Here is a 19,781-nt window from a genome sequence, read left to right as displayed (position 1 = left end):
GGGTGGAACGGGGCGGCAGAACGCCATTTTTTGCAGTCTAAAACGCAGAAAAATCGGCGATCCGCACGCAATTGGTGCAAAAACCAAGCAATATTATGTGTTTTGCAATAGATTCGGCTACTTTACAGATGCGCTTCGATATTGCTGGCCGCATCGACCGAGTGGCGCAAAAATTCCAGCAAGTCCTCGTTCAGTCTGTCCTTGTGCGTCGTCGCCAGGCCGTGCGGCGCGCCCGCGTACACGAGCAGCTTGCTGCCGATGATGAGCTCGGCAGTGCGCCGCGCCGAGGCGGCAATCGGCACGATCTGGTCGTCGTCGCCATGGATCACCAGGGTCGGCACGTCGAACTTGGCCAGGTCCGCCGTAAAATCCGTCTCGGAAAATTGCTTGATGCACAGGTAGGATGCCGGCATGCCCGCCTGCATGCCTTGCCGCCAGAAACTGTCGCGCACGCCCTGCGAGGGCTTCGCATCGGGCCGGTTGTAGCCATAGAAGGCCTCGCTCAAATCCTGGAAAAACTGGCTGCGGTCGGCCTGCACGCCGGCGCGGATGGCGTCAAATGTGGATAGCGGCAAGCCCAGCGGGTTTTCCGTGGTTTGCAGCATCAGCGGCGGCACGGCGCCCACCAGCACGGCGCCGGCCAGGCGTTCCGTGCCGTGGCGGCCGATATAGCGCGCCACTTCGCCGCCGCCCGTCGAGTGGCCGACAAGCGTCGCGCCCGTCAAGTCCAGTGCGGCGATCAGGGCGGCCAGGTCGTCGGCATAGGTATCCATGTCGTTGCCGTCGAACGGCTGGCTGGAGCGGCCATGGCCGCGCCGGTCGTGCGCGATGACGCGGTAGCCGCGCGAGGCCAGATAAAACATCTGGTCTTCCCAGGCGTCGGACGACAATGGCCAGCCGTGGCTGAAGACGACGGGCGGGCCGCTGCCCCAGTCCTTGTAGTGGATCAATGTGCCGTCGGCGGTACGCAGGGTATTACTCGATTGCAAGTTCGTGGCAGTCATGGAACGCTCCTTGTCGGTGGACCAGCAGCCATTGTGGCCGCAATCGGCTTGCACGCGCCGCGCGCTACGCCAAGGCATTGCGGTAGAGTAAGATTGTCGCTGCTTTGCTTTCCCGTATTCACTTTTGGAGTTGTCATGCGCTTTCCCATCGTCCTCGCCGCCAGTCTGTTCAGCACGGCCGCCCTCGCCCAACCGCTCGTTGCCGAAGCGCCCCTGCGCGCCCACCTGTCCTTCCTGGCAGACGACTTACTGGAAGGACGCGGCACGGGCCAGCGCGGCGGCGACCTGGCCGTGCGCTACCTGGAAACGCAGGCGGCCGTGGCCGGCCTGCAACCGTTGAAGGATGGCAGCTATCGCCAGGCGCTGACCATCGTCGGCAGCAAGGCCTTGCCGTCGAGCAAAGTCACGTTCAGCGCGGGCGGCAAGACCTTGTCGCCCGCCTTCGGCAAGGACATCGTCTTTGGCGCGGCGAATGGCCAGCAGAAAGTGGCGTTCGATGCGCCCGTCGTGTTCGCCGGCTACGGCATCCGCGCGCCAGAAGAAAACTGGGACGATTTCAAGGGCGTTGATTTAAAAGGAAAACTCGTCATCATGATGGTCAACGACCCGCAGCCCACAAGCACCGAGCCGAACCGCTTTGCCGGCAAGTCGCTGACCTATTACGGCCGCTGGGTCTACAAGTACGAGGAAGCGCTGCGCCAGGGCGCCGCCGGCGTGCTGCTGATACACACGACCGCATCGGCTTCGTATCCGTGGTCGGTGCCGGCCAACGGTTTCGGCCATGAACGCTTCAACCTGGCCGGCGCGGGCAATGCGATGGAAGGCTGGCTGCAGGAAGACATGGCGCGCGCGTTGTTCCAGGCGGGCGGACAGGACCTGGACGCCTTGCGCGCGCAGGCGGAAACGCGCGAGTTCCGCCCCGTCGCCTTGAACGCAACGGTTAAGGTGGCGCTGGATAGCCAGGTGCGCAGCATCGAGCAATTCAACGTGGCCGGCATCGTGCCGGGCACAGACCCGAAACTCAAGGACGAGGCGGTGATCTACTCAGCCCACTGGGATCACCTGGGCAAGGATGACGAAGGCAGCGTCCAAGGTGTCAAACAAGGCCAGAGCGACCACATCTACAACGGCGCCATCGACAACGCCTCGGGCGCGGCTGCCCTGCTGGCCATGGCGCAAGTGGCAGTAAAACAGCCGGCGCGCCGCACGCAGATCTTCCTGTGGCCGGCCGGCGAAGAAACGGGCATGCTGGGTAGCACGGCCTACACGCGCGCGCCATTATGGCCGTTGGCCAAGACGGCCGCCGACCTGAACCTTGACAGCATGAATTTTGTTGGCAAGACGCACGACATCGGCGTGGCTGGCGCCGAGCGCAGCAGCCTGTATGCGAGCGCCGCCAAGGTGGCCAAGCGCATGGGCCTGCGCCTGGCGCCCACCATTCCCGACCTGTCCGGCGCGTTTTACCGGGCCGACCATTTTGCGTTTGCCAAGGCCGGCGTGCCCGCCTTCAACGTGGGCTCGGCCGTGTTTTCCGGCGACGGCTCGTTCGACTTCGTCCAGGAGCCGAAAGCATCGGGCGAGCGCCTGGTGGCGTTCAAGAAGGACTACCATCAGGTTACCGATGAGTACAACCCTTCGTGGGATCTGTCCGGCATGGTGCAGCAGGCGCAATTTACATTGAACCTGGGCTATGAAGTAGCCAACGACAGGAATTTGCCGGTATGGAACAAAGGCGAAGCGTTTGGGAAGGTGAAACGGTAACGTCAAGCGTAGGTCGGATTAGTGGGGCATCGCCCCGCGTAATCCGACAACATTGTTGGCACCGGTGGGAATGCCGGATTGCGCAGCTTCAGATTGCCATGATGCGTTTCAGGTCGACGAACGCGGTTTCGTACAAATGCTGGAACGCACCGGTCATGACCTCTTCCACGCCTTCGGCCGCGTCGAACTCGCTCGACCATTCGGCCACGCACTCGTTCGCGCCCGGCTCGCCCGTGACACGCAGGGTGGAACGGTAGTTCTTGACGGGGATCGGGCCCGAGACGATGGTGTAGCTGTAGCTCTTGTCCGCTTCGCTGTAGCTTTGCAGGCGTTCGGCGATGATGGCGCCATCCGTGGTTTTCAGGCGGCGCACGCGGCCGCCGTGCTCGGACAGGCTGGTCTTGATCGAGCTCGACCATTCAGCCAGCGACTGGAAGCCGCCGATAAAATCCCACACGCGTTCGGCGCTTGCCGCCAATGTTACAGAAACAATTACTTGGGCCATCTTTAATTCGGTTCCTCATCCAGGTTTGCCGGGCGCCGTGCCCGGCCGGCCGGAGTTGCCCGGCACAGCCGCTATTTTAACGCCCATGCAGCGTTGCTGCTGGGCGGAAAATAACGGCTGGCCAGCCCGGCGAGGCAGTCTTACAGATTTTCCGCCAAGAAAATCAAGGAATTGCCATGCGCCTGGGCGGCGGCGCGCTGCTGATAGCTGTCGCGGTGGGTGCAATTGAAACCGTGCTCGGCGCCCGGGTAGATATGGATTTCCACGTCTTGACGGTCTTCGAAGCGCTCGGCGATCTTTTGCACGGCTTCCGGCGGGATGTGGCTGTCCTGGCCGCCGAAATGCATGAGCAGCGGCACCTTGATCCGGTCGGCCAGGTCCAGCTTGTTCTGGATGCCGCCGCCGTAATAGGCGATGGCTGCATCAACCAGGCCGGCCGCGGCTGCCTGGTACGACAACCGGCCGCCGAAGCAATAGCCGACCGAAGCGAGCTTGCCCGTCACTTCCGGACGCGCGCGCAGGGCGGCGACGGTGGCGGCGATATCGGCGTCGGCCTGCGGATTGTCGGTCGCCTGCATCAGCTCGACGGCGCGCTTCCAGCCCGCTTCGTCATAGCCCAGTTCGATGTGCGCGCCGGCGCGCCAGAACAGGTCGGGCACCAGCACCACGTAGCCATCAGCCGCGTACTGGTCGGCCACGGCGCGGATGTGCTCGTTGACGCCGAAAATTTCCTGCAACAGGATGATGGCGGGGCCCTTGCCCACGTGCGGCACGGCCAGGTAAGCCTGGAAACTGCCGTCCGGGCCGGCGATATCGATCCACTGCGAAGTTGTGCTCATAGAAACTCCAGTCTGAGGTTGGGGGAATGCCACAGCCACGCATGTTACTGGTTTTTCGCTCTGCCTGCCCCCGCCCTTGGTCCAGGCTAATACATCTCGCGCAGGTAAATCACGGGGCCCGACTTGAAGACGCCAAAGACGACGGTGCCTGTCGTACTGGGCAAGTACGACAGGCCCGGCACGGAAACGTCCACGCTGCCGGACTTGCCGACGCCGGGCGCCGCCAGGGTCAGCCGCCTATTTGGCGGCAAGATGCCATTGTTGACGGTATAGGTGCCGTTGGCCAGCTTGAAATCCGTGCACACCAGTGTTTTCTTGCAATTGGCAAACACTACCTGGGTGTTGCTGAACGCGCTGATGCTGTCCAGCAGACTCGTCACCCAGGTCTTGCCATCCCAGTACTGCGCCTGCACCGCCAGGCGCACGGGATAGCGCTCGGAACCATAGTCATGCGGCACCATCAGGCGGCCCGTGAGCACGGTCAACTGCGCGTCAATGCCATCAGGCGACGCCGAGCTCACATTGCCGGCAGCCGGATAGCCATACGTCGCGCGCAGCAGTACATTCGTCGGCGATGCCAGCGCTTTCAGCTCTTTGGGCACGGCATAGGCGGCGGGAAAGCTGTAGGCGATGGTGCGCGTTGCAACGCCCTCCTTGAACCTGGTGACAGGTATGCCCGTCACGGCGGCAGGCACTGTTTCCCCATCCGTCAGCGTACTGCCGGACGGATCCGTTGGTGGATAGCTGTTCTTCACCGTGGCCGCGTCATAGGGAACCAGCGACACTTGCGTTTTGTTGATGTCGCCATTCCTGGCGTCGAAGTTCTTCGTCTCCTTGGCAGCAGCGTTCCGGGCGCGGATGGTCAGGTCAAAAGGCTGGCGCGAATACACGGCACGGTTGCCGGCGCAGGCGAGCGGCGTGCTGCACGGGAAAGGAAACTCCGTCTTCGCCCCCCCCGGGAGATCCACTTGCTTGATAACCAGTTCCGTCACGAAGTGATGCGGGTAAAAGAGCACGGCATCGCTGGCGCCCGACGACGTCAAGGTACTGTCCAGGTAACCTTTTTGCAGCGCGGCCGTGAAATTGATCTTGCCCACTTCAGGCCAGACCAGCGGCGGCGCCTCGATGGCGCCCCCTTTTTTCACGAAGTCGAGATCGCCGCCGACTTCCGGGTTGATTACGCCTGTGTAGACCGGCGCCAGCAGGCTACGATCGAGCACGACTTTTTGCACAGCGATATTGCTTTCGTTGCCAAAGTTCTTCGTCACGGCACCAGCCGCATTGACGGCCGATAACGTGATGGTCGCACCGGGCGTCAAGGGTGCCGCAGGCAGGCCCGCGCGCTGCGTCGGCGCCAGCTTTGTAAACAGGAATTGCTTCGGCGCCACGATGACCGTGCCGCTGCCGCTCATGTCCAAACCTTTGTCGCTGCCGCTGTCCGGCTTGTAGGAGGCTGTCAGGAGCAGCGCTCCCGCATCCGCATACAGCATGTTCGGCCTGGCCACGCCATCGGCGCCGAAAGTCACAATCACTTTGCTACTCAGCGCAGCACAACTGCTCTGGTCGCTGCCAGCCAGGGCAACATAACTATTTTTGCCGCTGTCAAAAATGCGCGCAGGCAATGTCCCCTTATCCGGGTTGCTGTACGCACAAGTCAAGTTCAACTCCTTGTTCTGGCCGGCGAACATGGGCACGCAAACGTCCTTGTTGCCGGACGAAGTCTGCAAGGCGCTGATTTCCAGTACGGCCGCGTCTTCAGCGTAGCGCGGAAAGCCGCTCACCTGGAAGCCGCTGGCAAGGAAGCTGATCTGGCAATTGCTCGTGCTGCCGCCGCTCTTGCACACCAGCGCCCCCGTCGTGGCGGGCGTGCTGACCAGGCCGAGGGTGGCGATGCCCACCGTGGTCTGGCGCACCATGACATTGGCATTGACGCCGCTAGTATCGATCTGCGTCGGCACGCCGCCCGGGCTGACGGTGACGCTGGCGCCACTCTTGTAGAGCGCACTGCAGCTGGCATCGGCGCAGGCAGTCACCTTCACCGTGGGCGTCTGGCAAGTAAGCGCCGTCAGCGAATGCTCGATCTGGAAATGGTGCAATCCGCTCTGCGTACCAGGGCCGCACTTCGGCCCCATCGGTTCATTGAAGGCCCAGCCGCTGTTATTCGTCACGCAGCTGCACGGATTGGACGGCGTATAGGCCTTGCAGGTGATGGTTTGCTGCACCCGGCCCTGCCAGCCCAGAGTGATGTGGTCGACCTTGGCGTTGCCCGTGATATAGGCATTGGACGAGTCGAGCGTCACCTCGCCGGCATCCACGTTGCCCTTGATGCCATTGCCGGAGGAGATCGACAAGGAATTGCTTGCCTCCACGTCGCCCGTGACGAGCAGGCCGGACGGCTTCAGGTCGATCGTCGGCGATTTCAGGTTGCCCGTCACCTGGCTGCCCGAACCGATGGTCAGCGAGGTGGTCGCCGTGATATCGCCCTGGATGCGGGTATTGGCGGCCAGGATATTGACGACGCTACCGCTGATCGGCCCGTTGATGACCGAACCCGAGGCAATGTCCACCTGGCCCTTGGCGCTGATCTTGCCCGTCACCGTCACGTTGTTCGAACCCATCTTGATGGTCGTGGCGAAAATATTCGCCGTGATCGTCTGTTCCTGCGCGCCCATGAGGAAAGTGCCGCCCTCGGCGCTCAAGCTTCCCCCCGTCACCTTCAGATTGGCCGGTTTGATATCCTTGATGTCGAGACTGCCCTTGACCGTCAGCGCGGCGTTGCCGCTCATCGTCAAGCCCTGGTTATAGCTCATCGACAAGGAACTGTTCACCGTCACGCCGTTCCCGCTGGCAATGATGATGACGTCCGTGTCGGCCAGGTTGAGCGAAGCGCAAGTGTACAGATTGCCCACGCGGGAACAGTTGTCCACATCGCCGCCATTGAAGTTGAGCGTGACCGCGTGGGCAAGGGATGAGCCCAGCAATAATGTCAGGGCGGCAAAAATGTGGAGTAAGCGCACGATATTCAGGAATCCGATGGGTGGGGAGCCAGCGGGCGCGCCGATTATTTCATGCTAACCTACGCCATCGCTGTTGTTGCATTATGGCAGTATTTATCCCCCTCGCGCATATCGCATGATCAAGCAAAGCCCCAAAGAATTCCCCCTGCGCACCGTCGACATCATCGTCTATCCCGGCTTCAAGGCGCTCGAAGCCATTGGCGCCATGAAGGTGTTTGACTACGCCAACACCCATCTGCGCCTGCGCAAGCTGCCCGGCGGCTACGACGTGCGCATCGCCTCGACGGCCATCGGCCCGGTCGAATCGGACACCCTGATGTCGCTGCACGCCAGCAAGGCGCTCGACGCCAGCCGCCTGCCCGACCTGGCCGTCATCGTCGGCTGCCACCACGTCGAGCAAGTCTTGCAGGACATCCCCGCTCTCGCCGCCTGGGTGGCCGAGGCGGCGCCGCGCATCGATACCCTGGCGGCCCTGTGCACGGGCTGCTTCTTCCTGGCAGAAGCGGGCGTGCTCGACGGCAAGAGCGCGGCCACGCACTGGAGCGCCGTGGACAGCCTGCGCCAGCGCTATCCATTGATACAGGTCAATGCCGATGCGATTTTCGTACGGGAAGGGAAATTCTGGACGTCGGCCGGCGTGACGGCCGGCATCGATTTGGCGCTGGCCCTGGTGGAAGACGATTTCAGCCGCGATATCGCGCTGGAAGTGGCGCGCGACCTGGTCGTGTATTTGAAGCGGCCCGGCGGCCAGTCGCAGTTTTCCGTACACCTGTCGAGCCAAATGACGACGCATCCGACCATGCGCCAGTTGCAGGGCTGGATCATGGAGCATCTTGCCGAAGAGCTCACCGTGCCGCTGCTGGCGGCCAGGCTGGCCATGAGCGAGCGCAATTTTACGCGCGTGTTCCAGCGCGAAACCGGCACCAGCCCCACGGAATTCATCGACACGGCCCGCTTCGAAGTGGCGCGCCGTTTGCTGGAGGACAATGTGTCTTCCTTAAAACAGGTGGCCGTGCAGGCGGGCTTGCATAGCGAGGACAGGCTGCGCCGCCTGTTTCAAAAGAAGCTCGCCATCACGCCGCGCGACTATCGCGAGCGTTTTTCCAGCACGGCGCGCTAGGCGCAGGGGAAATCAGCGCGACTTGTTGGTGCGCACGTGGCGCGTGGCCAGCTGCTGGCGGTGCCAGGCCAGCGGCGTAAACATCAGCGCGCACAGCAGATAGGTGGCCAGCAGCGCCAGCCAGATGGCGGGCGTGGCAAGGATGGCGGCATTGCTCCACCACAAGGCCAGCAGGGAAGACAGGGCCGCGCCGAGGAAGACGGGCAGCATGCGGCGCAAGGTCGCGAGATAGGCAGTGGCAAACATGAACGGCTCCCAAAGCAAGGCGGTGATGTCTTCACACTAGCAGGGGCAGGCAGCGAAGTACAGCGTGCCGCCCTGCCCCGTCCGTCAAGTGTTGCGCAATGAGTACAGTCCGATAGGATTAATCCACTACGATTAATACAGGACCACGGAACGGATCGATTCGCCGCTCTTCATCAGGTCGAAGCCTTCATTGATGCGTTCGAGCGGCAAGCGGTGCGTGATCAGGTCGTCGATGTTGAGCTTGCCTTCCATATACCAGTCGACGATCTTCGGCACGTCCGTACGCCCCCGCGCGCCGCCGAAGGCCGAACCGCGCCATTCGCGCCCCGTCACCAGTTGGAATGGACGGGTGGAAATTTCCTGGCCAGCCGCCGCCACGCCGATGATGAAGGACTTGCCCCAGCCCTTGTGCGTGCACTCGAGCGCCTGGCGCATCAGGGTCGTATTGCCCACGCATTCAAACGAATAATCGGCGCCGCCGTCCGTCAGTTGCACGATGGCGTCGACGACGTTTTCCACTTCGTTCGGGTTGATGAAATGCGTCATGCCGAACTTGCGCGCGATGGCCTGGCGCGCCGGGTTGATGTCGATGCCGATGATCTTGTCGGCGCCGACCATTTTCGCTGCCTGGATCACGTTCAGGCCGATGCCGCCCAGGCCGAACACGGCCACGTTGGCGCCCGCCTCGACCTTGGCCGAGAACAGGACGGCGCCCACGCCCGTCGTCACGCCGCAGCCGATGTAGCACACCTTGTCGAACGGTGCGTCTTCGCGGATCTTCGCCAGGGCAATTTCCGGCACGACGATGTAGTTCGAGAACGTGGACGTGCCCATGTAATGGAACAGCGGCTGGCCATTGAGCGAAAAGCGGCTGGTCGCGTCCGGCATCAGGCCGCGGCCTTGCGTGGAACGGATGGCCTGGCACAGGTTGGTCTTTTGAGACAGGCAGAACTTACACTGGCGGCATTCCGGCGTGTACAGCGGGATGACGTGATCGTCCTTTTTCAGGGTCGTCACGCCCGGACCCACGTCGACGACGACGCCGGCGCCCTCATGGCCGAGGATGGCCGGGAAGATGCCTTCCGGATCGGCGCCGGACAGGGTGTAGTAATCGGTATGGCAAATGCCCGTGGCTTTCAGCTCGACCAGCACTTCGCCGGCGCGCGGGCCGGCCAGGTCGACTTCTTCGATGGTCAGCGGGGCGCCCGCCTTCCAGGCAATCGCGGCTTTGGTTTTCATGTGTATCATTCCTGCATCGGTTTCAGATGCGCCATTATCGGGCGCGTGAGGGCGTGACGGGACAGCTGACGCCGCGCTTGTCTGAAAACGCGGCGCATTTGTCCGATGGCGCCGCACGTTTGCGCCAGCACAAACTTCCCAACACAAAGACGCGCATTCTTGGCACAAGCTCCTCCTTGGAGCAGCCGTTGCGTCGTTCCCGCAGGAGACTGACATGCGCCATCTACTTTCCCGCTTTCCCAGGCCCTGGCTGGCCCTGTTGCTGGCATGCTGCCTGGCCCTGCTGGCCGCCTGTGGCGGCGGCGACGACGACCCTGGGCCCGGCCCCACCACCGGCAGCCTGACGGTCACCATCGGCGGCTTGCCGGCCGGCGTGGCGGGCGCCGTCACGGTTACGGGACCTGCGTCCTACAGCAAGACGCTGACGGCAAGCTCGACCTTGACGGACCTGGCGCCCGGCGCCTACACGCTCAGCGCGGCCAGCGTGGCGCAAGGCACGGGGACGCTGGCACCCACGCCCGTCACGCAGCAGGTGCAAGTCAATGCGGGGGCGACGGCCAGCGCCAGCGTCCTGTATGCGGCGGCCACGCCGCTGGCGCTGGGCTTGCAGGAAGTGGCCAGCGGCTTGAACACGCCCATCTTCCTCACGGCGCCGCCCGGCGACAGCCGCTTGTTCATCATCGAACGGGCCGGCCGCATCCGCGTGGTGCAAAATGGCAATCTGCTGGCCACGCCCTTCCTCGACATCAGCGCCCTGACCACCACCAGCGGCGAACGGGGCTTGCTGTCGATGGCCTTCCATCCGCAGTACGCCAGCAATGGCTATTTCTTCCTGTACTACACCAACCTGGCCGGCGATATCGTCATCGAGCGCCGGCAAGTGTCGGCCGACAGCGCCAACGTGGCCGATCCCCTGTCCGCGCTGACCATCCTCACGATTCCCCACCCCACGTTCAGCAACCACTATGGCGGCTTGCTCAGCTTTGGCCCGGACGGCTATCTGTATGCGGGCACGGGCGACGGCGGCAGCGGAGGCGACCCGCCCCGCAATGCGCAAAACACGAATGTCCTGCTGGGCAAGCTGCTGCGCCTGGACGTCAACGCCAGCAGTGTCGCCCAGCCGTACGCCATTCCACCCGGCAACCCGTTTGCCACGGCAGGCGGGCGCCCTGAAATCTGGGCCTACGGCTTGCGCAACCCGTGGCGCTACGCCTTCGATGTGCCGGCACAGCTGCTGTATATCGCCGACGTGGGCCAGGCCAACCTGGAAGAAGTCGATGTGCGCCCCACAGGCCAGGCGGGCAACAACTATGGCTGGAACATCATGGAAGGCACGCAGTGCTACAACAGCGCCAGTTGCAGCCAGGCGGGACTGGTCTTGCCCGCCATCGAATACGGCCACGATACGGCTGGCGGCTGCTCGATCACGGGTGGCTATGTGTACCGGGGCACGGCCTTGCCTGAACTGGCGGGGCAATACCTGTATTCCGATTATTGCAGCGGCTGGCTGAAGAGTTTCAGCTACAGCAATGGCACGGCATCAGCCGTGAAAGACTGGGGCATCACGAACGTGGGCAATATCCTGTCGTTCGGCCAGGATGCGCAAAACGAGCTGTACATGCTGAGCGGCACGGGCAAGGTGTACAGGATTGTACGCAAATAAGCGTACGCAAGCAGTCATGGCGGCACACGCCTGAGGCAGCGTTTTTCGACGGCGCGCGGGGAACCGGCTAGAATTGGATTTTCCCGCCGCGCCCTGCGCCCCAGCCCAAGAGAACACCATGGCCCGTTTGAAACTTGAATTTCCCGAAGACCAGTATTGCTATTCCTCGCAACTGACGGTACGCACGACGGACATCAATGCCGGCAACCATCTCGGCAACGATTCCATGATTTCCATGATTTCCGAAGCGCGCGCCCGTTTCCTGTTCGAATATGGCGTGCGCGACATCGAAGCGGACGGCAACGGCATCATCGTCACCGACCTGGCCACCACCTACCGCGCCGAAGCCCATGCGCGCGACCAGTTGCTGTTCGAAGTGGGTGTCATGGATTTCAATAAATATGGCGGCGACATCACCTTCCGCATCACGCGCCCGCGCGACAATACCCTGATCGCGATGGCCAAGTCCGGCTTTGTCTTCTTCAATTACAAGAGCAGCCAGGTCGTGCCCATGCCGGACGAGTTCGGCAGCAAGTTTCCACAGGTGAACTGGATCGATTGAGGGAGCGATTAAGCGGTCCCATGCCGCCATGCTGTATGCTTGCCAGGAAGACATTAAATCTGGAGCGGCATGCAATCAGCAATCACGGCAAAACTATGCCTGGCCTTGGCCCTCGCGCTGCTGGGCACGTTGCCGCCCGCCCTGGCCGCGCCGCAAACCGTCATCCTGTACGGCGACGATGACTATGCGCCGTACAGCTATGTGGAAAATGGCGCCTTCAAGGGCATGTATATCGACATCCTGCGCCAGGCGGCCGGCGCAATGCCCGGCTACCGGCTGGAACTGCAACCGCGCCCCTGGAAACGGGGGCTCGACGCACTGGAAAAGGGCCAGGTTTTCGGCCTGTTTCCGCCCGGACAGAAGACGGAACGCTCATACGTACAACCATATTCGGCCATGCTGCACCGCGAATCGGTGGTGCTGTTTTGCCATGACGCCGTCATGCGCACGCCGCGCACGCACTTCCCGACCGACTTTGCCGGCCTGACCATCGGCGTCAACACGGGTTTTCTGCTGTCGGAAAAGCTGATGGCGCCGGCCCGCCAGGGACTGCTGCGCCTGGAGGCGGCCAAGGGCAATGAAGCGAACCTGAAGAAACTGGCCCTGCGGCGCATCGATTGCTACGCCAGCGACCGCGGCGCGGCACGCCACACGGCGCGCCAGCTGCAAGGCGAACTGGCCCGCTACGGTTTTCAATTGCACGAAGTGCTGGAACTGTCGTCCGAAGCCACCTACATCGCCTACAGCGCGCACAATACGCCTTCCTACAAGGCCGATTTCATCGAGAAGATGAATGCCGCCCTGCTCACCATGCGGCAGAACGGCGAGCTGGCGCGCATCGAAGGCGCTTACCTGCGCTGAAAGTGGCGCAGCGGTGCTTATTTGCGCGTGTGGCGCTTGAGCTTGACGCCAAAGGTGTCGGCATACCAGTCGTCGATCATCAGCTTTTCATAGCGCAACTTTTCAGTGCTGAAATAAGGATTGATACGGCTCAGGTACGACATGTCGGACAGGGCCGCATTGCCGCTGCTGATGACCTTGCCATCCTGTTCCAGCACATAGTGCAGGCGCAGGCGCGGCCAGTCGACCCGGCCATTCATGACGCGGATATCCTGGCCCGCACGCAGGGAAGGATTCTCGCGTCCCGCCAGATCCACGTCCGTGACGTCGATTTTCAAGGTCTGCCCGGGTGGCAGCGCCGTACCCAGCTTCTCGAAATGCCGGGTCAGCTCCTTCAGTACGTCTTCCCGCTCATGCGGGTCAAACGGCACGTCCGTGAATTGATCCGGCTTACTGAAATGCACTTCGGTTCCTGCCCAGGCCGCGCTGCTGGCCAACAAGGCCAGTCCGGCGATCAGGGCGCGCGTCGTTTGCTTTTGCATGATGTACCCTTTCAGGAAATGTGAGTGGCATGGTGCCACTTCTTATGCCTGTCCAATATAGCGCGCTCCAGCCCATTCTGACGCGCAATTCATACCTTGTTACTTTTTCGGCTTGCCGTTGGAAAGGCGGAGCGCCGCTTTTTTTTGCGGATTCATTGGCAATATTAATTAAAACAAAGTATTGTCTTGAAAATATAGTTGCCTAAGCGATAAAGTATAGATAGTCTCGGCGGCATGCATTTAAAGTGCTTTTTTAGCACGTGTGTTGCATGATTTTAGTCAATTGTTCTTGCTTATTGTTAATACTTAGCTGTCAGTCTACAATCGACAAAATGCGCCCGAAAAACGCGCAACGCCGATCATGCGCACAGGAATTCCTGGCGCGGGCGTCTCAGCATTGCGTCAGTTATGCCTTTTAGCGGAACTCGCCCTTATGTCATTTTTGTCTTCAGCATCGCCCAAGTTACCTCCCTGGAAAGTCCTGCTCGTCGATGATGAACCCGACATCCACGACATCACCAAACTGACGCTGAGCCGTTTCCGCCTCGAGGGCCGCGCCCTGAGCTTCGTGCACGCGTACAGCGGCGCCGAAGCCAAGCAGGTGCTGGCGCGCGAAGAAGGCATCGCGCTCGTCTTCCTCGACGTGGTCATGGAACGCGAAGACAGCGGCCTGGAAGTGGCGCGCTGGATGCGCGAAGACCTGGGCAACCAGTTTACGCGCATCGTGCTGCGCACGGGACAGCCGGGACAGGCGCCGGAAGAACGCGTGATCGTCAACTACGACATCAACGACTACAAGGAAAAGACGGAACTGGACCGCACCAAGCTGTTCACCACCACTTTTGCCGCCCTGCGCGCCTACCGCGACATCATGAAGGTGGAAGAAGCGCGCCAGGCCCAGCTCCATTACCGCGAAGGCCTGGAAAGAGTCATCGCCGCCTCGGCGCACATCTTCAAGCAGCGCAACCTGCGCGACTTCGCCAGCGGCCTGCTGCAGCAAGTCGTCGCCCTGCTGCGCCTGGAAACGAGCATGCTGCTGCGCCTGCGCGGCGCCAGCGCCATCACGGGCGAACAGGACTATGAAATCCTCGCGCAGATCGGCGACCATGAAGCCGATGGCGGCATTCTCAGCCCGTCCCTGCTGTCGCAACTGGACGACGCGAAGAGCAACAAGATCTCGCGCCTGCACGGCGACACCTATGTCGGCTATTTTCCAAACAGCAGCGGCAAGGCGTCCTTACTGGTATTGAAAGGCGTGGAAGAAATCTCCGACCTCGACGCGCAATTGCTGGAAGTATTCTGCTCGGGCGTGGCGATCGCCTTCGACAACATCCTGCTGACGCAGGAAATCACCGATACCCAGGCCGAGCTGATCCTGCGCCTGGGCGACGTGGTCGAATCGCGCTCGCATGAAGGCGGCAACCACGTGCGCCGCATGGCCGAAGTGTGCCAGTTGCTGGCGCAGGCCTCGGGCATGTCGGAAGAGGAAACCATGGTGCTGCGCCACGCGGCGCCCATGCACGACATCGGCAAGATTTCCACGCCCGACGCCGTCCTGCTCAAACCGGGCAAGCTCGATGCGGCCGAATGGGAAATCATGAAGCAGCATCCGACGGTGGGCATGTCCATCCTCGACGGCTCGCAGCGTCCCCTGTTGAAGGCGGCAGCCGTGATCGCCCACCAGCACCATGAAAAATTCGACGGCAGCGGCTACCCGCAAGGCCTGGTCGGCGAAAGCATCCACAAATACGCGCGCATCGCCGCCGTCGCCGACGTCTTCGACGCCCTCATGCACAAGCGCTGCTACAAGGATGCCTGGCCTCTGGAGCGCGTCGTCAGCTACCTGCGCGAAGTGAGCGGCAGCCACCTCGATCCGCAGTATGTGGAGTTGCTGATTGCGAATCTGGATGAAGCGCTGGCGCTGAATCAGCGTTTCCCGGATTAGCAGATCAGAACCAAGTGCCGCCGAGCGATACGCACGCCGGCAAAACACGCTTCGGCCCAAGCCCCCAACATGGGCGTTCCGGGCCAAGCGGGCCTGAAAAATGTCGAGGGCAAGGCGCAGCGACGCAGACAGTACGCATGTACGGCAAGGAGCTGCAACGCCGTCATCGGCATTTTCTCAGGCCCGCGTCTCCGCCCCGCCGTTTTTAGGTTTTCAAGGACACATCATTGAAACCGAGAGGGAAGCGTATCTTGTAATGCAATCCCATGCCGGGCGCACTGACCACCTTCACCGTCCCGCCCAGCGGTCCCGTCACCAGGTTGTACAGAATATGCGCACCCAGGCCACTGCCGCCCGAGCCCCGCTTGGTCGTGAAGAAGGGGTCGAACAGCTGGCCCAGGGTGGCGCTGTCCATGCCCATGCCGTCGTCGCTGTAATCGAGTTCCAGCATGTCGCCCGCCGTCCTGGCGGACAGCTTGATCTTGCCCGGTTCGCCTTCGGCAAAGCCATGCACCAGTGAATTGACCACCATGTTCGTGACGATCTGCGAGACGGCGCCCGGATAGCTGCGCAGCTGCACTTCAGGCGCGCAATCGATCTCCACCTTGACCGGCTTGCCCTTGAGCTTGGGTTGCAGGGACAGCAGAATTTCATCGAGGTATTTGCGCAGATTAAAGCTGCGCAATTCGTCCGACGACTGGTCCACGGCCACCTGCTTGAAGCTGCGCACCAGCGCCGCGGCGCGCTGCGTGTTGGTCGTCATGATGCGCAGGGTCTGGTCGATGATGTCGAAGAATTGCCGCAAGCCGTCTTCATCGAGCTGGCCGCCTTCCAGGTCTTCGCGCGTGAGCTTCAATTCCTGCACCAGGTGGCTGGTGGCCGTCACGCAGATGCCCAGCGGCGTATTGATTTCATGCGCCACGCCCGCCACCAGGCGACCCAGCGAGGCCAGCTTTTCCTGGCGCACCAGTTCCGACTGCGCTTCCTGCAAGGCGCTCAGGGCGCTGTTCAGGGCCGCGTTCTGCTCTTCCAGCGCTTCCTTGGCCCGGCGCATGGCGCTGTCGGCCTGGATGCGGGCCATCGCCACAGCCACGTGGCTGGCCATGAAGGCCAGCACGTCCAGTTCGGCCTGGCCATACACGACGGATTCGTCATAGCTTTGCACGATGATCACGCCATACTTGCGCTCGCCCAGCAGCATGGGCGCGCCCATCCAGCTGGCGATGCCGACATTGCCCAGCGGCTCGTCCATCTCGCCGCTGGCCACCAGCGCCGCATAGCTGCTGGCATCCAGCAAACACGCCTGGCGCCGCGCCAGCACGTACGAACTCATGCCGATGCCATAGTGAAAACGTTTTACGGGTGCTTGCGCATCCTTCTCGTCGACAAAATACGGGATCGTGATGTCCTTGTTGTCCGGGTGGTACAGGGCGATGAGGAAATTTTTTGCCGTCACCAGTTCGCTGATGATGGCATGCAGGCGCGCGTACAGGGTGGTCGCGTCGGCCGCCTGCGCCGACAGGTTGGCGATTTCATACAGCGCATGCTGCAGGTTTTCCGCGCGGCGCCGCTCGGCCACCTCGTGCGCCAGCAAGGCCGTGCGCTCCTGCACCGCCTTTTCCAGCCTGTCCATGCTTTGCATGCCTTGCAGGGCGCTCGACACGTGCGTGGCGATCAGCGCGAACAGGGCCTGGTCTTCCAGGCTGAAACGGTGCTGGGCGTCATAGCTCTGGATGACGATGGCGCCCAGCACCTGATGCTGCTGGTCCAGCAGCGGACAGCCGATCCAGTGCTCGGCCTCCGTGCCGCCGCCCCAGGCGCCGCCGCCGATGGCGCGCATGGCGTCGTCCTCGGCCGTCATCACCAGCTGCTTGCGGTTGACGATGACCCACGCCGTCGGTGACTGCGCGGCGCTGGCCAGGCGCACGCCCTCGTCCGGATCGGGTGCGGCGTCGAATTCATCGACAAAATACGGAAAGCGCACGAGGCCGTCGTCGTGGTCGCTGAGCGCCACGTAAAAGTTCGCCGCATACATGATGCGCCCCAGCGCCGCATGCACCGCCTGCAGGAATTCGCTGATATCGCTGCAGGTGCTCGAGCGCTGCCCGATTTCCAGCAACACGGTTTGAACGGCTTCCAGACGGCTGAGACGGCTTTCCATGGGTGACTATGTACCTTGTGCAAGTATATGTTCTGAAAATCAATATTATCAGTTCAGCCCAGCCTTGGCACGGCATAAAACGGAGAATCTTGCCTTGAGGCAGAGCAACACACGCCACGCGCGCATTTGCCACGCTGGCAATACGGTGGCAGACTAGGCCCCTTCCTACAGACCAGACCGTCCTCATGACCGCCACGCTACGCGCTTCGCTTCGTCCCTACACCCTCGCCGGCCTGCTGGCCTTTGCCGCGCTGGGCATGCCGCCGCTGTGCGCCGCGCCAGCCAAGGCGCCGGCGGCGGAAACGGCCGATGGCGGACGCTATTTCGGCCCCCTCGTCGACGGCAAGATGCAGGGCCAGGGCCGGCTCGAATACGCGAGCGGCGCATTCTACGAAGGGGGCTTCGCGCGCGGCGTGTTTTCCGGCCAGGGCAAGCTGCGCCAGGCCTCCGGCGTCGAATACACGGGCGCCTTCCGCCAGGGCGCTTTCGATGGCATCGGCCGCTACACCTCGCCCAAGGGAGAAATCTATGCGGGCAACTTCGTCAAGGGCAGCTTCGAGGGACAAGGCCGCTTCCAGGGCGCCGACGGCGCCACCTTCGAAGGCCATTTCAAGCACTGGCGCCCGCACGGCGCCGGCAAGCTGACCGACACGGACGGCACCGTCTTCGAAGGCGAATTCGTCCAGGGCCAGGTGCAGGGCAAGGCCAAGGTCACCACCAGCGACGGCATCCACTACGAAGGCGAGCTGAAAGACTGGAAATTCGAAGGCGACGGCGTGCTGCACACGGCCGAGGGCGACGAATACCGGGGCGGCTTCAAGAATGGCCAGTTCGACGGCCAGGGCGTGCTGCGCTACGCCGTGGCGCAGGCCGATGGCCGGCGCGAAGACAGCGGCAACTGGACGGAAGGCCAGCTGGACGACCCGGCCCTGGACAAGCTCACGCGCGACAATATCGAGCTGGCCCTGTACAACCAGCGCAGCCTGCTAGACGGCGCCCTGGCCCGCATCGCGCCGCGCGATCCTGCGAAAAAAATCAATCTGTATTTGCTGGGCGTGGCCGGCGATGGCGCGCAGGAAGTGTTTCACCGCGAAACGGCCTTCGTGCAGCGCCAGTTCGACCGCGATTACGGCACCGTGGGCCGCTCATTGATGCTCGTCAACAGCCGCAACACAGTGGCGCAGCAGCCGATGGCCACGCGCACCAGCATCGGCAGCAGCCTCGACGCCCTGGGCGCGAAGATGGACAAGCAGAACGACATCCTGTTCCTGTTTCTCACCAGCCACGGCTCGCCCGAACACGAACTGGCGCTGGCGCAAAACGGCATGGACTTGCACAGCCTGCCCGCGCAGGAGCTGGCGTCCATGCTCAAGCACAGCGGCATCCGCTGGAAAGTCATCGTGATCTCGGCCTGCTATGCGGGCGGATTCATTGCGCCATTAAAAGATGACAACACCCTCATCATCACGGCCGCGCGCAGCGACCGCACCTCGTTCGGCTGCGACGACCAGAACGATTTTACGTATTTCAGCGAAGCGTATTTCAAGGAAGCGCTGCCCAAGAGCGCTGGCTTTGCGGAAGCGTTCGACAAGGCCAAAGTGCTGGTGCAGGCGCGCGAGGCGGCCGATTTCCGCGAAGGCGGCATGGAGACGGAAGAGCATTCCGAGCCGCAGCTGTTCCAGGGCAAGGCCATCGCCACGCAGCTGAAGGCGTGGCGCGCCCAGCCCCGCTAAGCGCTTCTTTCTGTACAATAGCCGTCACCATGCGCCGATTCTTCCTCATTTTGCTGCTATTCGTGCTTCCGCTCCAGATGTCCTGGGCCGCGGCGAGCGCGTATTGCCTGCACGAGGAAGGCAAGGCGGCGCAGCACCTGGGCCACCACAGTCACCAGCACAAGGCCGAGTCCGATGCGGACAAGCAGCCCGCCGGTGACAAAAAGGTGGCGGACCAGCAGAAAAAAGGCCAGCCGCACAGCGATTGCAACGTCTGCCACGGCATCGGCCATGCATGGCTGCCGGCCGGCTCCAGCCTGCCCGTCGGCGACATGGCGTCCGTGAACGCGGACACCTCCCCCTTCTTTTACGCTTCCCATATCCCGGACGCTCCCAAGCGCCCTGACTGGTCGTCGGCCGCCTAGGCCGACGGGACATCTCACTCACTTTTCGCAGTAAGTCAGGCGCAGGCCTGCACGTCCCGTCGAATTCTTTTCCATGCTTTTGGAGAATTCGATGCACCGATTCATTTTCTTGCTATCCGCTGGCCTGCTGGCCGGCAACCTTGTCCACGCGCAATCCAGCGTGGAACCCGCCGCACCGTTGACCCTGCCCGCCGCGCTGG

General features: G+C 62.4%; 16 protein-coding genes. 8 read left to right on the top strand and 8 right to left on the bottom strand.

The window, feature by feature from the left end:
• Nucleotides 1-122: 122 nt before the first annotated feature.
• Nucleotides 123-1,004: an alpha/beta fold hydrolase gene (locus VM94_RS03465; RefSeq protein ID WP_046682255.1), complete on the bottom strand. Its 882-nt coding sequence runs from the start codon at nt 1,002-1,004 to the stop codon at nt 123-125.
• A 135-nt stretch (nt 1,005-1,139) separates the two neighbouring features.
• Here VM94_RS03465 and VM94_RS03460 point away from each other — a divergent pair, with 135 nt between their 5' ends.
• Nucleotides 1,140-2,765, top strand: coding sequence for a M28 family peptidase (locus VM94_RS03460; RefSeq protein WP_046682195.1), 1,626 nt, complete (start codon nt 1,140-1,142; stop codon nt 2,763-2,765).
• 88 nt (nt 2,766-2,853) lie between these two features.
• Here VM94_RS03460 and VM94_RS03455 read toward each other — a convergent pair whose 3' ends face one another.
• The 3 genes from VM94_RS03455 to VM94_RS03445 form a co-directional block, all read right to left on the bottom strand.
• The gene (locus VM94_RS03455) at nt 2,854-3,270 is read right to left on the bottom strand and encodes an SRPBCC family protein (protein ID WP_046682194.1); all 417 of its coding nucleotides are present in this window, start codon (nt 3,268-3,270) and stop codon (nt 2,854-2,856) included.
• A gap of 140 nt (nt 3,271-3,410) precedes the next feature.
• Nucleotides 3,411-4,109, bottom strand: a complete 699-nt coding sequence (locus tag VM94_RS03450) for a dienelactone hydrolase family protein (RefSeq protein ID WP_046682193.1) — start codon at nt 4,107-4,109, stop codon at nt 3,411-3,413.
• Between the two features lie 86 nt (nt 4,110-4,195).
• Nucleotides 4,196-7,126 (bottom strand): polymer-forming cytoskeletal protein, encoded by a 2,931-nt coding sequence (locus VM94_RS03445; RefSeq protein ID WP_046682192.1) that lies wholly within the window; start codon nt 7,124-7,126, stop codon nt 4,196-4,198.
• A gap of 115 nt (nt 7,127-7,241) precedes the next feature.
• On the opposite strand from VM94_RS03445, the gene VM94_RS03440 reads away from it, so the two are divergent.
• Nucleotides 7,242-8,246 (top strand): GlxA family transcriptional regulator, encoded by a 1,005-nt coding sequence (locus VM94_RS03440; RefSeq protein WP_046682191.1) that lies wholly within the window; start codon nt 7,242-7,244, stop codon nt 8,244-8,246.
• Nucleotides 8,247-8,258: 12 nt separating this feature from the next.
• Here VM94_RS03440 and VM94_RS03435 read toward each other — a convergent pair whose 3' ends face one another.
• Nucleotides 8,259-8,492 (bottom strand): hypothetical protein, encoded by a 234-nt coding sequence (locus tag VM94_RS03435; protein ID WP_046682190.1) that lies wholly within the window; start codon nt 8,490-8,492, stop codon nt 8,259-8,261.
• Nucleotides 8,493-8,624: 132 nt separating this feature from the next.
• A complete protein-coding gene (locus VM94_RS03430; RefSeq protein WP_035824324.1) occupies nt 8,625-9,731 on the bottom strand; it encodes an S-(hydroxymethyl)glutathione dehydrogenase/class III alcohol dehydrogenase in 1,107 nt (368 codons plus the stop codon).
• A gap of 214 nt (nt 9,732-9,945) precedes the next feature.
• Here VM94_RS03430 and VM94_RS03425 point away from each other — a divergent pair, with 214 nt between their 5' ends.
• The 3 genes from VM94_RS03425 (at nt 9,946) to VM94_RS03415 (ending at nt 12,817) form a co-directional block, all read left to right on the top strand.
• Nucleotides 9,946-11,394, top strand: coding sequence for a PQQ-dependent sugar dehydrogenase (locus tag VM94_RS03425; RefSeq protein ID WP_046682189.1), 1,449 nt, complete (start codon nt 9,946-9,948; stop codon nt 11,392-11,394).
• Nucleotides 11,395-11,512: 118 nt separating this feature from the next.
• Nucleotides 11,513-11,956, top strand: coding sequence for a thioesterase family protein (locus VM94_RS03420; RefSeq protein WP_046682188.1), 444 nt, complete (start codon nt 11,513-11,515; stop codon nt 11,954-11,956).
• A gap of 69 nt (nt 11,957-12,025) precedes the next feature.
• Nucleotides 12,026-12,817 carry a substrate-binding periplasmic protein gene (locus VM94_RS03415; protein ID WP_046682187.1) on the top strand — a complete coding sequence of 264 codons (792 nt, stop codon included), beginning with the start codon at nt 12,026-12,028 and terminating at the stop codon, nt 12,815-12,817.
• 17 nt (nt 12,818-12,834) lie between these two features.
• Here VM94_RS03415 and VM94_RS03410 read toward each other — a convergent pair whose 3' ends face one another.
• Complete coding sequence (locus VM94_RS03410) at nt 12,835-13,338, bottom strand: DUF3016 domain-containing protein (RefSeq protein WP_046682186.1); 504 nt, start codon at nt 13,336-13,338, stop codon at nt 12,835-12,837.
• Nucleotides 13,339-13,771: 433 nt separating this feature from the next.
• On the opposite strand from VM94_RS03410, the gene VM94_RS03405 reads away from it, so the two are divergent.
• Nucleotides 13,772-15,283, top strand: a complete 1,512-nt coding sequence (locus VM94_RS03405) for a DUF3369 domain-containing protein (RefSeq protein ID WP_046682185.1) — start codon at nt 13,772-13,774, stop codon at nt 15,281-15,283.
• A gap of 205 nt (nt 15,284-15,488) precedes the next feature.
• On the opposite strand, the gene VM94_RS03400 is transcribed toward VM94_RS03405, so the two are convergent.
• A complete protein-coding gene (locus VM94_RS03400; protein ID WP_046682184.1) occupies nt 15,489-17,444 on the bottom strand; it encodes a GAF domain-containing sensor histidine kinase in 1,956 nt (651 codons plus the stop codon).
• A 185-nt stretch (nt 17,445-17,629) separates the two neighbouring features.
• Between VM94_RS03400 and VM94_RS03395 the strand changes: the two genes are divergently transcribed.
• Together VM94_RS03395 and czcI are read left to right on the top strand one after the other, a co-directional pair.
• On the top strand, nt 17,630-19,177 hold the full coding sequence (locus tag VM94_RS03395) for a C13 family peptidase (protein WP_052755494.1): 1,548 nt from the start codon (nt 17,630-17,632) through the stop codon (nt 19,175-19,177).
• Between the two features lie 29 nt (nt 19,178-19,206).
• On the top strand, nt 19,207-19,581 hold the full coding sequence (gene czcI, locus VM94_RS03390; RefSeq protein ID WP_046682183.1) for a cation efflux protein, CzcI family: 375 nt from the start codon (nt 19,207-19,209) through the stop codon (nt 19,579-19,581).
• Nucleotides 19,582-19,781 lie beyond the last annotated feature (200 nt).

Source organism: Janthinobacterium sp. KBS0711 (genome assembly GCF_000988085.1).
GTDB lineage: Bacteria > Pseudomonadota > Gammaproteobacteria > Burkholderiales > Burkholderiaceae_D > Janthinobacterium > Janthinobacterium lividum_E.
This window is presented reverse-complemented; position numbering and strand designations above follow the sequence as displayed.